At 60.0% G+C, this 12,775-nt stretch carries 12 protein-coding genes; 7 read left to right on the top strand and 5 right to left on the bottom strand.

The features are described from left to right. Nucleotides 1–12 precede the first annotated feature (12 nt). Both cpaB and CK224_RS29920 read right to left on the bottom strand, forming a co-directional pair. Nucleotides 13–1,053, bottom strand: coding sequence for a Flp pilus assembly protein CpaB (gene cpaB, locus CK224_RS29925; protein ID WP_095784285.1), 1,041 nt, complete (start codon nucleotides 1,051–1,053; stop codon nucleotides 13–15). 76 nt (nucleotides 1,054–1,129) lie between these two features. Continuing rightward, a complete protein-coding gene (locus CK224_RS29920) occupies nucleotides 1,130–1,309 on the bottom strand; it encodes a Flp family type IVb pilin (RefSeq protein WP_095784284.1) in 180 nt (59 codons plus the stop codon). Nucleotides 1,310–1,801: 492 nt separating this feature from the next. Between CK224_RS29920 and CK224_RS29915 the strand changes: the two genes are divergently transcribed. From CK224_RS29915 to CK224_RS29885, 7 genes are all read left to right on the top strand, one after another. Next, a complete protein-coding gene (locus tag CK224_RS29915; RefSeq protein ID WP_095784283.1) occupies nucleotides 1,802–3,184 on the top strand; it encodes a CpaF family protein in 1,383 nt (460 codons plus the stop codon). Next, entirely contained in the window at nucleotides 3,184–4,155 is a 972-nt protein-coding gene (locus CK224_RS29910) for a type II secretion system F family protein (protein WP_095784282.1), read from the top strand. Before CK224_RS29915 ends, CK224_RS29910 begins: the two co-directional genes overlap by 1 nt. Before the next feature lie 9 nt (nucleotides 4,156–4,164). Continuing rightward, a complete protein-coding gene (locus tag CK224_RS29905; protein ID WP_095784281.1) occupies nucleotides 4,165–5,115 on the top strand; it encodes a type II secretion system F family protein in 951 nt (316 codons plus the stop codon). Nucleotides 5,116–5,166: 51 nt separating this feature from the next. Further along, entirely contained in the window at nucleotides 5,167–5,700 is a 534-nt protein-coding gene (locus CK224_RS29900) for a tetratricopeptide repeat protein (protein WP_095784280.1), read from the top strand. Nucleotide 5,701: 1 nt separating this feature from the next. Continuing rightward, entirely contained in the window at nucleotides 5,702–6,226 is a 525-nt protein-coding gene (locus CK224_RS29895) for a prepilin peptidase (protein WP_095784279.1), read from the top strand. Nucleotides 6,227–6,443: 217 nt separating this feature from the next. After that, the gene (locus CK224_RS29890; protein WP_141245907.1) at nucleotides 6,444–7,127 is read left to right on the top strand and encodes an isoprenylcysteine carboxylmethyltransferase family protein; all 684 of its coding nucleotides are present in this window, start codon (nucleotides 6,444–6,446) and stop codon (nucleotides 7,125–7,127) included. Nucleotides 7,128–7,146: 19 nt separating this feature from the next. Next, a complete protein-coding gene (locus tag CK224_RS29885; protein WP_095784278.1) occupies nucleotides 7,147–8,172 on the top strand; it encodes an acyltransferase in 1,026 nt (341 codons plus the stop codon). A gap of 242 nt (nucleotides 8,173–8,414) precedes the next feature. Here the strand turns inward: CK224_RS29885 and CK224_RS29880 are convergent, their stop codons facing one another. The 3 genes from CK224_RS29880 to CK224_RS32415 all read right to left on the bottom strand — a co-directional run. Then, nucleotides 8,415–9,545, bottom strand: coding sequence for a penicillin-binding protein activator (locus CK224_RS29880; RefSeq protein ID WP_245426325.1), 1,131 nt, complete (start codon nucleotides 9,543–9,545; stop codon nucleotides 8,415–8,417). A gap of 302 nt (nucleotides 9,546–9,847) precedes the next feature. Continuing rightward, the gene (locus tag CK224_RS29875) at nucleotides 9,848–10,216 is read right to left on the bottom strand and encodes a hypothetical protein (protein ID WP_095784277.1); all 369 of its coding nucleotides are present in this window, start codon (nucleotides 10,214–10,216) and stop codon (nucleotides 9,848–9,850) included. A gap of 72 nt (nucleotides 10,217–10,288) precedes the next feature. Further along, nucleotides 10,289–12,775, bottom strand: a 2,487-nt coding sequence (locus tag CK224_RS32415; protein WP_095784276.1) for an Ig-like domain-containing protein, incomplete at its 5' end; no start/stop codon positions are given.

Below are 12,775 nucleotides of genomic sequence, written 5' to 3'. Positions count from 1 at the left end.
AATGCGCCGGTCTCATTTTTGTCGCGGCACATCATATGTTTCGAGTTTTATACCTCGAAACACACCGACTGTCGCCCGCGCCGGCGGTTCCGGCTTTACATATTTGACCTCTTCCTTGACGATTTCCTTCGCTTGCGGCGCAGCTGCCACAGCTGGGGCCGGCTTGAGCTTGCTCAAGTCGTCGAGTTTGTTGCCTACCCGTTCGACGGCCTGGGCCAGCCCGGCGAGCTTATCGTCAGCGCGCTTGCGATCGGCAGCTGCGGCTGCGTCGGCGGCGGCCTGCTTGGCCAACTCCGCTTGCCGCTTGGCGACGTCGTCGGGCGTGTCGCCAGTTAGGTCCGAAAGCGTGATGCGCTCAGTCGTCTCGCCTTTGCTGGCCGCTGCCTGGCGAAGCGCCAATGACAACTGGCCGGCGCCGGCGGCAAGGGTCAGCTTCTGCGCATCCTTAGTGCTGACTTCCACGGTGACCGCTTTCACTACCGTCGGGCTGTCCTTGCTTTCGTCGGCCACTTGGTCAACGGCGAGCACTTTGACGCTTTGCAGCAGCACATCCACAAAACTCTTGTCGACGCCTTCGTCGCTACGCACTGTGCGCGTCAACAGTACGTCGACGCGGTCGCCGGGAAAGACAAAGCCGGCAACGCCGAGCACATCGTTCACCCGGATGGAGACAGCCTTCATGCCTTCGCTAAGCACCGCCGACAGCGTGGCACGCTGGCCGGGACCGGTAATCTTGGTGGCGAGAACCGGCTCATTGGTGCCGATCGCCTGAAGAGCCTGCTTGGTGCCTTCGCCCTCAAGCAGGTCCTTTGTTGTCTTGAAAGCTCCAGTGGGAACCGCGCCGGAGGGCCAGGCGACTTCACGCAGCTTATCTGCCGACAGGGTGTCGCCAAACTTCAGCGGGACCGCAGCCACTACGACTGTGTCGCGCTGAACATCTTCCGTGCGCGCCATAGCGCTGCGCTGGTTCGCGAGCCAAATATTGGCGAGCACAACAGCCAGCACACCGAACACGCCGGCCAGAACGATCATAATGACAGTGTTTGCGCGCATCTTGTTGCCCCGCCCGCGTTACTGTGGTTGTTCGACGCCGGGAAACGTCCCGGCGTCGAACATGCCGATCAGGATATCACGGCTGAGGCAGCGTGTTCTGCAGCGTCGTCCACTGGGTGCCGACCCAGCCGCCGACGAAGATGATCGCGGCGATCACGGCAACGGTGATGATGCCGAGCAGGATCGTGTATTCGACCATAGCAGCGCCGTTTTCGTCGTCGCGGAACTGCCGGGTCATCGTCATGAGCTTCTTCATGTCAATTTCTCCCTTTGGAGGTTTGAACCCGACGAGACGAGCCTAAGGATGAACCCCATACCCAAGCATCCCCCGTCACATTCAATCCTTGTCCCGCAAAAAAGCCGAGTCAAACGGATTAACAGTCCGTTTACCTTTCTATACTCGATTTGAGACTTTCTCAATTTTGACAACAGCTTGATTCGCTTCGATTTTCAAGCGATCTTAACCATTCGTTCACAATTCGGCCACATCCGTCCGCATGGAGCAACACATTAGAGGTATGACATATGTATTTATATTAAAGGGGTTACGAACGTGACCGCCGATGCAACGACAAAGGTCCTAGGACTTTGGTCGGTCAGCATGGATTAGGGGCAAAATAAACGATTTCTCGAAATCCGTTTCTTAACTATGACGCAAGTAATACCTCTAGTGTGTCGGCTACGTCGCTTGTGCCCCTCGTGGTTAATGCTTAGTTTCGATCCTGGGGAAACCGCAAGGGGTCGCGATATGTTGGGTCGCTTCATCAAAGGGCCGAGCGAACAGAAAGCGCCAGAACCGGTGGCGTCGGCTCCGCTGAATGGGGCAGCAAGCTCCTCTGTTGTGGAAGCTGAGCCGCAGGGCGACGACTTTCTTTCGCTCAAAGTCGAACTCCACCGGCATCTTATCGATCGGTTCAATCTCGCCGCCCTTGAAACCGCATCAAAAGACGAGATTCTAAACGAGATTCGGCCAATCGTTCGTGAATTCGTCCGGACTCGCAGTGTGCCGCTGAATGCTCGCGAGCTTGACCAGTTGACCAGCGATACCGCCGACGAAATGCTCGGTCTCGGACCGATCGAGCCGCTGCTCAAGGACGACTCCATCGCCGACATATTGATCAACACCCACAAGCGCGTCTTCGTCGAGCGGCGCGGTGTGATCGAAGAGACCGCTATCCGCTTCCGGGACGAGGCGCATCTGCTGAGAGTGGTCAATAAGATCGTCTCGGCCATCGGTCGACGCGTCGATGAGTCGATGCCGATGGTCGATGCCCGCCTGGAAGACGGATCGCGCGTCAACATCGCGGTGCGGCCGATCTCGGTCGACGGCCCGCTGGTGTCCATTCGCAAATTCTCCAGGAATCCCTATTCGCTCGAACGCCTGATGGCCTTCAATTCGATCCGCCAGCCGATGATCGACCTGTTGCGAATCGCGGTTCAATCGCGCAAGTCGATCCTGGTCTCAGGCGGCACCGGCAGCGGAAAGACCACCTTGCTCAACGCGTTGTCGAGCTACATTCCGGCGAGGGAGCGCCTGATCACCATCGAGGACGCGGCGGAATTGCAACTGCAGCAGCCGCATGTCGGTCGCCTCGAAACGCGGCCGCCCAATGTCGAGGGTAAGGGCGAGGTCAGGCAGCGCGAGCTGGTCAAGAACGCGCTGCGCATGCGGCCTGATCGCATCATCGTCGGCGAGGTTCGCGGCGAGGAAGCCTTCGACATGTTGCAGGCGATGAACACCGGCCACGAAGGTTCGATGACAACCATCCATGCCAACACGCCTCGTGACGCTATATCGCGCATGGAACAGATGGTAGGCATGGCGGGCATGCCGATGAGCAATGACTCCATTCGGGCGCAGATCGCTTCCGCCATCGACATCATCGTGCAGACGCAGCGCCTTTCCGACGGCGGCAGGCGCGTCGTATCGATATCGGAACTGACCGGCATGGAAGGCAATGTCGTCCAGCTTCAGGAGATCTATCATTTCGTGCGGCGTGACGTGACCGCGGAAGGAGCGATCATCGGCGAATTTCGCGCCACCGGTGTCCGGCCGCGTTTTGCTCAGGAAGCGGCAACGCTCGGGCACCATTTCGCAAAGGACGCCTTCAACCCTCAGGTCCCACTCTGATGCTGACCGGCCAGACCTTACTGTACTTCATCTACGTGCTGGCGGCTGCGTCAGTGATCCTTGCCGCTGAATCCTTCTATCTCTCTTTTGCGGGGCGCCGAGCCCGAGCCGGGATAATAAATCGGCGTCTGCAGCGGCTGGGAGAGGAATCTCCAGCAGAACAGAGCCTGCAGGGACTGCTGCAGGAGCGCGGTCTGACCGCATCGGGTGACTACCTCTTCGGTGCGGTTGGGCTGAACCGGCTTTACACGCAGTCCGGTATCACTGGTAACCCATTGGCATTCGCCTCGATGTTCCTGCTCGCCGGCCTAGTGCTGGCCTTAATGCTGCCACTGCTTTTCGGCTTCTCGACTTTCGCCGCAGTCATGACTTTTCTCGGCGTCGGGTTCCCATTGCCGCTTCTCGTGCTTCGACGGGCTCGGAAAAAGCGAATCGATAGATTTGCAGCCCAGCTTCCCGATGCACTCGACATGATCGTGCGTTCGCTACGCGCTGGCCACCCAACGACAGTGGCCATCGGCCTCGTTGCGCGCGAGATGCCCGATCCACTTGGCACCGAATTTGGCATTGTCTCGGACGAAGTCACATTTGGCCTCAGTCTTGAACAGGCAGTACGAAAGCTTTCGGAGCGGGTTGGTTTTGAGGGGCTGCATCTTCTGTCGGTATCCCTGTCGATCCAGACCAAGACGGGCGGCAACCTCACCGAGATCCTGTCAAACTTGTCCTCCGTTTTACGCGAACGGCGGAAACTGCGGCTGAAGATAAGGGCGCTCTCCGCCGAGGGCCGCATGTCGGCCTGGATCATCTCGCTGTTTCCGGTTTTTATGTTCTGCATTTTGATGCTGATAGCGCCAAGCTACTACGGCGACGTCTGGAACAGCCCGCTCCTTATGCCAGTGTTTTTGATCTTTGGCCTGTGGGCGTTGCTGGGCGACTTTATCATGTACCGGATGGTCAATTTCGATTTCTGAGGAGCGGACTTGCTGACCAATATCGGAAATTCGGCCATGCTGCTGTCGCTTGCCGTCTTCTTGGCGGCGGCGGCACTTTTTATTGTGGCGGCCATGGTTTTGCTGCCGGCTCTCCAGACCAGGAGGATTGTTACCCAAAGTCTTTTGGCCGAAGGGATCACCAACCGGCGATCGCTCAGCGCGCAGCAGGAGCTCAACAAAATCTCGGCGCAACGGCCTGTCGAAGCCTATTTCCGCGCCTTGGAGAAGGAACGCGGGGAACCGAATGCGCTTGAGGCCAAGTTGTTTCGGGCTGGTTTCCATCAACCTAGCGCGCCGACCATCTACACATTGTCTCGTCTCGCTGCCGTATGTGTCGGGTTCCTGGTGGCGTACGCACTTCTTTCGCGTGTGTTGCCGCCTCAAATGCCAAGCATTGTGGCCTTTGCCGGTTCGGCTCTGATAGGTCTTGGCTGTATCGTCATCCCGAGCATTGCGCTTGACCGATTCGAGAATGGCCAAAAGCTGATTTATCGACGCGGCTTTCCCGACTTCATGGATATGATGATTACTTGCGCCGATGCCGGCATGAGCCTTGAGGCGGCGGTGGAGCGTGTCGGCGCCGAACTGGCGGGTACGCATAAGTGGCTCGGGATTCAACTTTCGATCATGAATCTGCAGATGCGCGCGGGCAAACCGTTGCGGGAGGCGCTGCGTGAGCTTGCCGATCGCATTGGCCTCGAGGAGGCGCGCGCGTTGGCGGTGTTGTTCCGGCAATCGGAAGAGCTTGGCACCAGCCTAACGGAAGCCCTACGCGTCTACAGCGACGAGATGCGCAGCCAGCGGATTCTGCGCGCCGAAGAGCGCGGCAATGCGTTGCCGGTCAAGATGATGATCCCGCTGGGTCTGTGCATTTTTCCTGTTGTGATGATGGTCGTCATGCTACCTGTGATCATTCGCATGAAGGGCGTTTTCTTCTAGTTGCGTATATGCTTTGGTCCTAAATGGGTCGGGGGACCTTGGGGGAACTGGATGAGAAGGTTTATAGCAGCGGCAGCTCTGATCATTGCGCTGGCCGGCTGCCAGACGGACGCCACCGACGGGGTTGTACGCACCAACGAGCCCGCCAAGGGCGACTACACCGCCTTTGGCGATGCCTTTGATGGGCTGAAGACGATCAGCGATGTCGATTATTATGCCTCGGACCAAGCAGTGGCCGAGGCCAAGACCCAGTTCCGCTCGGAAAATTATGGCAATGCTGGCGCGCTGTTCTACAAGGCGACGCGGCTGGCGCCTAATGACGGCGTCGCCTGGTTGGGGCTTGCCGCCTCCTGCGACCGCATCCGGCGCTTTGACCTCGCCGATTTGGCCTATAGCCGCGCCTACAAGCTGATCGGCGGCACACCCGAATATTACAACAATGTCGGCTATTCCTATCTGCTGCGCGGCAAATTGCAGCAGGCGCGTACCAACTTCCTCAAGGCTTACGAATTGGCGCCCAAGGATCCGACCGTTGCCAACAATCTGCAACTCCTGTCGTCCAGCGTGCAGAATATCGAGCGCTGACGTGCTCCTGGCCGTTTCGCTGGTGCTGAAGGCGTTTGCCGCCGCCCTGCTCGTGCGGATTGGATGGCTTGACTTCACCACGCAGAAGATCGCTAACCGCGACGTTCTGCTGCTTCTGTTTCTTGGAGTGGGGTCGCTTCAGCTTATCTCTGTCGCAACCGGATCCTGGTGGGACATGGGTTTGAGCGCGCTCGCCAGCCTCGCGCTGTTAATCGGACTCTTCCCATTCTGGTCACTGGGCAAGGTCGGCGCCGGCGATGTTAAGCTGATGGCCGTCACGCCTATCCTGGTCGGCAGCAGCAGCCTTTTCCTGTTTTCCTTACTGCTGCTGTTTTTCGCGCTTGTCACCGCGCTGCTCGTCAAAAATCCGTTCCTGCTTCCGGAGGGCGCATTCCGAGTCTATGTCCAGCATTTCGACCGAAAGGGTGTGGTACCGTTTGGCGTGCCTATTTCAGCTGCAGCGATCTGCACCGCAGCATTCCAGATTGCCTACAGCCTCGATGCTATGGCAGGGTCCCCACTTTAGGCTATGGCAGCGCCCCCACTTAGGCTATGGCAGGGCCCCACTTTAGCACCAAATTCCGACTACTGGAGCTCAGATTAACCTTCTGGAAACCATTAGGTTGCGCTAAAACCAATGAAATGCTTGGATCATGGGCGCCGTATAGGCCGTCTATAGTTCTGTCGGCGTCGCTTTTTTTGTCCGATCGAACGCTCGATGCTGATCCCATGAGGGAACAACAATGAAGCTCCCTGAGATGCGTGATTTCATTGGTCGCGCAGTGATGACACTCTACTTCACCGTGTGCGCAACAATGATGGCTTGGACCATAATCATGGCTCTTCGCGACCCGGAATGGACAGGAGGGCGGATTGTCGAGGTGCTGGCGGATTTCGCCGCATTAGGCTTCCTCGTATTGATTGTCGCGACGACAGTGACTCGTCTTCCGCCAAAAAGAACGGCGCAGGGGATCGAGCCCCGCGTCGCGGCCCTGATCGGATGCTTTGCCACCGTAACTTTGATTGCTGTCCCTCGCGTTGAGATACTTCCGCAGCTTCAGCTTGCTGCCGACCTCGTAACCATCATCGGTTTCCTCCTTTGTACTTGGTGCTTATGGTGGCTCGGCAGATCGTTCAGCATCACTGCTCAGGCGAGGCGGCTCGTGACGGCAGGTCCGTACCAGATCGTGCGGCACCCACTCTACGCTTGCGAAGCGATCGTCCTGCTCGGCATTATCCTGCGCAATCCGACATGGATGACGGTTGCTATCGGCACGATCGCCCTCGCTTTCCAATATCGGCGGATTGTCAACGAGGAGAGGGTCCTGCGGGCGGCGTTCCCCGAGTATCATGAATACGCGCAGCGCGTTCCCATGCTCTTGCCTCGTTTCTCCGGTGTAGCGTTGCCAGCGTCTGGCCCGCGATAGCTTACATTGCGTCATAAGCGTGATTTGGTCTTTGCAGATACTTCGGTTCCTCGCCGCGCTCATGGTCGTATATGTCCACGCGGCTCAGACTGCCGTTGAGTCAACGGGGTCCAATGGTTTGTTGCCTCATGATTTTCAGGTGGTCGGCCGCGCCGGGGTAGATATTTTTTTTGTCATATCGGGGGTGATCATCGCTAGGACGGCGCCTGGCCTGACCTGGAAATCTTTCGCTTGGCGTAGGTTTCGGCGCATCGTTCCGCTCTACCTGCTGGTCAGCATCCCTTATGCAATCGTCGCCTACAAAACCGGCTTCGGTTGGCGGGATGCTCTGGCGACGCTGCTGCTTTGGCCGGCTACCGATCAAATGACTGCGCCAGCTTTGCCCGCGGCCTGGACGCTTTGCTTCGAAATGCTGTTCTACGCGGCGGCAACCATCGTCCTTGTCGATCGGAGGCTGTTACCGGGACTCCTCGCTATCTTCGGTCTCGCGATGATCTTTCGCTCGGTCGGTCCAGCGCTGCAGTTCCTCGGCAATCCATTGATCATAGAGTTTGGCTTTGGTGTCCTTCTTGCCTATGCCCCTAAGTGGAAACCGGCCGTGTGGTGTCTGCCACTCGGGGCCGTAGCGATGGTAGCTGTTGGATTCATCGGAATAGCGCCGCAAGGTGGCACTATGGAGTTCCTTGCGGGCGAGTATGGCTTTCAGCGCGTGCTGGTTTACGGTCTTCCGGCCGCGTTGATCGTTTTCGGCACGATGCAAATCGATGCTAAGCCAAGTGCATGGACCGTTCTCGGCGATGCCTCCTATATGCTCTATCTGATCCACACCCTGCCGATAACGCTGCTTCTGATATTATGGACCGCCTTCCCGATTCCCTCGGATCTCATCATTGTGATCGGCGTGGGCACATCAGTCCTCTTCGGCTGGCGCATGTATATTCGTTTCGAACTGCCGCTACGCGAATTGCTTAGTCGAGCTGTCCCTATTCCCGCGGTCGTGGGCGAGAAATTGCCGCCGCCCAACAGCCTGATAGGCAAACCGTAACCCCCTCAAAACCCCGCGGTCTGTTTCTCCACCAGCTTCAGCTTGCCCTTGGCCATATCCATTGCTCCTCCGGACTTTTTTTGATGACGGCAGAGGCGGCGGCTCGCCGGCCGCAGCTGGTCTCGGAGCCTCAAACATCAGCCGTTCGGCAAGCGCGACGGCGCCAGCCCCCACTGCGCCGACAACAGCCAAAATCAGAAGCTTTCTGAGAAAATCCAACGGCCCACCACCCGACTGAAATTTCAAAACCCCGCGGTCTGTTTCTCCACCAACTTCAGTCTACCCTTTTCCACCTTGAAAAACGGCATCGATCTTTGGCTCGAGCCGTCGGCGCGGAAGCGGAACAGGCCGGTCGAGCCGCGGAAGCCGCTGGTGTTTTCCAGCACCTGCTTGGAGAAACCGTTCGGGCCGACCGAGCTAGCTATGCCGGCCGACAGCGCCACCATGTCGTAGGCGTAGGCGACGTTGACGTCGGGCTGGTAGTTGTAGGTCGCCTTGAAACGGTCGGCGATCGGTCCGGTCTCGCTCTGGTCGAGCGTCGCGATATAGGCGCCCTCATAGAGCGGATCGATCGGGCGCTCGAGCCAGCGCTCGGTGCCGATCAGGCTCACCGCCTTGCCCGGAATACCCTTCGCCTTAAGGGCCGACAGCACGGCGACAGGGCTGCCGTCACCGCTGGCGACGACGACGGCGTCGGGCGCCTCGACCAGCGAACCCATGTCCGACACCACCTTGGCGGCGTCCGACGCCGAATAGGGAAGCGTTACCGCAAGCGTCGCGCCATAGATGCTGAGCGCGTTGGCGACCCGCGCCTCGACGGCGCCGGCGTTCGCGCCCGCTGGCACCAAGAGCACGAATTTCTTGGCGCCCTTGCTGGCGACCGCTGCCGCGCCCGCCGCAGCGCTGTCGGCTTCGCTCAGCCGCACCGAATAGACGCCGGGGCCGCCGGCGAAATTGTCCGCCAGCGCCAGCACCGGCGGCCGCTGCGTGCCGGAGAGCTTGGCAAGGTGCTGTGCCGCCGCAAGCTCGGCCGGCCCGATGACGATTTTCACGCCGCCCGAAGTGATCGCCTTCACCGCGAGGTCCTTGGCATAGCCGCTGTCGCCGCGGGTGTCCTCGATCGTCAGCGTCACCAGCTTGTCGCCGAAATCGGCCATTGCCAGCCGCGCGGCATCAAACATCTTCCTGCCGTTCTCGCCCGCGCTGCCGGGGGCGGAGAGCGGCAAAAGCATGGCGATCTTGGTCGATCCCGTGCCGAGCGTCAGATTGCCCTTGGGGGCGGTCGCTGCGGAACTGGCGGTCAGCTGCGCGGGCGCGGCGGTGGTGGCTCCGGCCTGGCTGCTAGGCGCGGCGATCGCCGCGGGGTCCAGCACTTCCGATGCGCCGTTCTTCGACTGGCAGCCGGAGATCGCCGCGACAACGGCAAAGGCGAGCGGCGCAGCAATTCCACGAAAAGTGCGCAGCGGTTTCCGGTCTGCAGTTGCGCAAAAACGAATGGTCGGAGCAGTTCGGAGTTTGCCTGAAACGATGAACTGCTCCAAGGCCGGCGGAACCCCGCGTCGGCAATGCCGCGCCACGCCGGCAAGCGTGGTAGCCGGCGCCGGGCGCGCACAAGCGGCGGCAGCCGCACAGGCTCTCTTGGCCATCATCGCAGCTGGTCGGCGCGCCCGTCAGCTCAGTGCATGTACTCGACCATGCGGTCGTGGAAGCATTCGCACTTGTTGAGGTAGTCCTCGTCCTTGTAGTTGGTCTTGAGATAGCCATAGGCTTTGCCGCAGGCGACCTTGGCTTCCGAGGCCCAGACGAAGGCGGGGCGCGACGAGTTGATCCATTCCGGGCTCTTGGCGACGGCGACCGATTCGTCCATCAGCTTGACCACATGGTTCTTGAGCTCGACCATGTTGTCGGTCAGCACCAGGTCCGAGGTGCCGACGGTGCGGCAATAATTCACCGCCGGCTCGCCGATGATATCTGCGGCAAAGCCGGTCGATCCGGCGAGCAGCACCGCCACGGCCGAAGCCAGCAGTCTTGCGGAATGTTTCATGTAAGCCCCTCTCCAAATTGCGAATTCACGGTTCGCTAACGCATAGCATAGCAGCACGGCCGCGCATAAGCACTAAATCGTGGTCGTGTGCTGTTGATGGTTCGTGTCGTCGTAAAGAATATTGATCGTTCCGGCCGCAGGCGCGTTCTGAAGAACGGCGACATCGACGAAGTTGGCGCCGCCGGTCGTGCCGTTGACATCGACGCTCAAAGTCTTTGTCCCGGCGTCATAGTGCACGTAGTCGGCGAGGTTGGCTCCCACCGGCGTGTCGAACAGCGAGGTCAGGTCGATCTTGTCGCCCTGGCCGCCAGCGCCGCTAAAGTCGGTGATGAGATCCTTGATGTCGAGGTGCTCGAGCTTGAATGTGTCGGCGCCGATGCCGCCGGTCAGCGTGTCCTGGCCCGAACCGCCGACCAACAGGTCATTGCCGGCACCGCCGATCAGCGTGTCGTTGCCGGAGCCGCCGTAGAGCGTGTCGTTTCCGTCCATGCCGGTCAGCGTATCGTTGCCCTGTCCACCAGCCAAGATCGTGTCGTGCCCGTTAATGCCGGTCAGCGTATCGTTGCCGTCCTGGCCCATCACGGTGGTCTTGGTGGCTGTGGCGGCCAGCGTGTCGATGCCGCTTGTGCCTTCGAGCGAGGAGCTCGTCGGATAGAGATGCGCGGTCAGGCTGCCGGAAGCCGTGTCGCCGTCACCATCCGTCCCAGTCACCGGGATCTTGATGTCGAAAGGGTCCACGGCATTGGCGGTCGAGAACGTAGCCGAGCCGAGCTTGAAGGTGCCCGACGAGGCTCCGGAGATTTCCACCGCGCTGAACGGATCGGAAGTTGCAGTTACTGTGAAAGTGTCGCCCTGATCCATACCGTGCAGCGTGAAGAGGCCTGTTACCGCGTCGAATGTCACGGTCGGCGCTGCTCCGCCCGAGCCATTCGTGACGGTCACCACGACTCCGGTGGCTGTGCTTTCTCCGGACGCGTCGCCGACGAATACCTTATCGTCATCGGCATTTACCGCCCTGATCGTAAGGTCAACGGGACCACTCACCACTTTGGTCAGCCCCTGGGTGAAACTGGAGACCTCGTAGTGGGTGGTATAGTTGGTTCCGGCGACGGTGCCGCTGGTCGATGCGTTGGTCACGAAGTCGAAGCGGATGGTCTCGCCGCTGGTGATACTCTGACCAGCCCCGACACCGAAGTTGCCTGTGCTGGTATTGACGTTGTTGGCACCGTTCGCGGTGACCAAAAGGTCGTTCGGTGTATCCGGGCTGGAGAGCGTGCTGAACGCATTCACCTGGTTGTTGCCGCCCGTGGCAACAGCCCCTTGAGTGGTGAACTGGGCTCCGTTGAAGATCGTGCCGTTCAACGTGAACGCCCAGGTGTCGGTTACTGGGTCGAGCGTGGCGGTGAAGCCGAGATCAGAGCCGTTTGCAACCGACGTGAGCCCTTGCACCGTGTGACCGTCCGCCGAGATGTGGTAGAAGAGCTGCTCGCCGTTGAGGAAAACATTCGCACCGTTGGCATCGGTGACGGCGGCACCCTCGGTGACGCTGAACACCACATTGCCGACGCCGTCCGCGCCGGCCCCCGACGCGAAGTTCAGATGCTCCGTCAATGTCGAGTGCAAAGAGTCCGGCAGATTGATGCCGTCGCCGACGAACGGGATTGGGGCATCGTCCAGGACGGTCAGGTTGACCGCGCCGGAGACATGATCGCCACTCGTGTCGGTTGCCACCACCTGCAGGCCGTTGACAGTGATGTTGCCGGAGCCGGCCGCATGCTGCAGCTGGTCGGTCAGCGTCGCGGTGACCACCGGGGTCAACGTGCTGTTCGGACCGGCGCTGGTGTTCGACAGCGCCAGATAGATGGATGGCCCAAGATTGGTGACGCCATGCATGAGGGTGCCGACCAGTTGGCCGCCGACGAGAGCCCAGCTGATCGAATACCCAGCCGCCATGCCGGAAACCGTCGGAGCCACCCAGTTCGGATCTCCTACCGGGTTGGCGAATGCGACGCTGATCGCTTCGCCCGTGGCGTTGAACGTAATGCCGCTGCTGGCCTGTGCGGTCTCGCCGCGGCTGCTCGGGTTGGTGCCGGTTACGACGCCCGGCTGCAGATCGGCCGGAGCCGTGGCATCTAGCGTGGTGTCAAGCGCCGCTTCGTTGACGTTCAGCGACACGGTGCCGCCGCCCGTCGGAACGGTGTTGGTGTTGACGTTCACCGTGACTGTCGCCGTAGAGGTGTCGCCGTCTCCGTCCTTGATGGTGTAGGTGAAGGTATCGGATCCTACATAAACGCCGGTCGGCGTGTAGGTGAACGTTCCGTCGTTGTTGTAGACGACGGTTCCGTGAGCCCCATTGGTGGTCGTTATCACGCCAGGCGTTGTTGTCGCCACGCCGTCGGCACCAAAAACGTCGTTGCTCAGCAGGCCGGTGAGGGTCGTGGGCCCGGTGATGGGCGAACCCCAGGTGTCGTTGTGCGCCGTCGGCGCATCGTCGACGATGTTGATGACCAGGTTGCCGGCGGGTGCGCTGTCGCCGTCGGCGTCGGTGACGACGACTGC

Source organism: Mesorhizobium sp. WSM3862 (assembly GCF_002294985.1).
Taxonomy (GTDB): domain Bacteria; phylum Pseudomonadota; class Alphaproteobacteria; order Rhizobiales; family Rhizobiaceae; genus Mesorhizobium.
The sequence above is the reverse complement of the archived record's forward strand: the minus strand, read 5'-3'. Positions and strand labels throughout refer to the sequence as shown.

Bases quoted from the DNA above. Each gene is read 5' to 3' on its own strand.
- cpaB (WP_095784285.1), bottom strand. From the start codon at position 1,053: ATGCGCGCAAACACTGTCATTATGATCGTTCTGGCCGGCGTGTTCGGT.
- CK224_RS29920 (WP_095784284.1), bottom strand. From the start codon at position 1,309: ATGAAGAAGCTCATGACGATGACCCGGCAGTTCCGCGACGACGAAAAC.
- CK224_RS29915 (WP_095784283.1), top strand. From the start codon at position 1,802: ATGTTGGGTCGCTTCATCAAAGGGCCGAGCGAACAGAAAGCGCCAGAA.
- CK224_RS29910 (WP_095784282.1), top strand. From the start codon at position 3,184: ATGCTGACCGGCCAGACCTTACTGTACTTCATCTACGTGCTGGCGGCT.
- CK224_RS29900 (WP_095784280.1), top strand. From the start codon at position 5,167: ATGAGAAGGTTTATAGCAGCGGCAGCTCTGATCATTGCGCTGGCCGGC.
- CK224_RS29890 (WP_141245907.1), top strand. From the start codon at position 6,444: ATGAAGCTCCCTGAGATGCGTGATTTCATTGGTCGCGCAGTGATGACA.
- CK224_RS29875 (WP_095784277.1), bottom strand. From the start codon at position 10,216: ATGAAACATTCCGCAAGACTGCTGGCTTCGGCCGTGGCGGTGCTGCTC.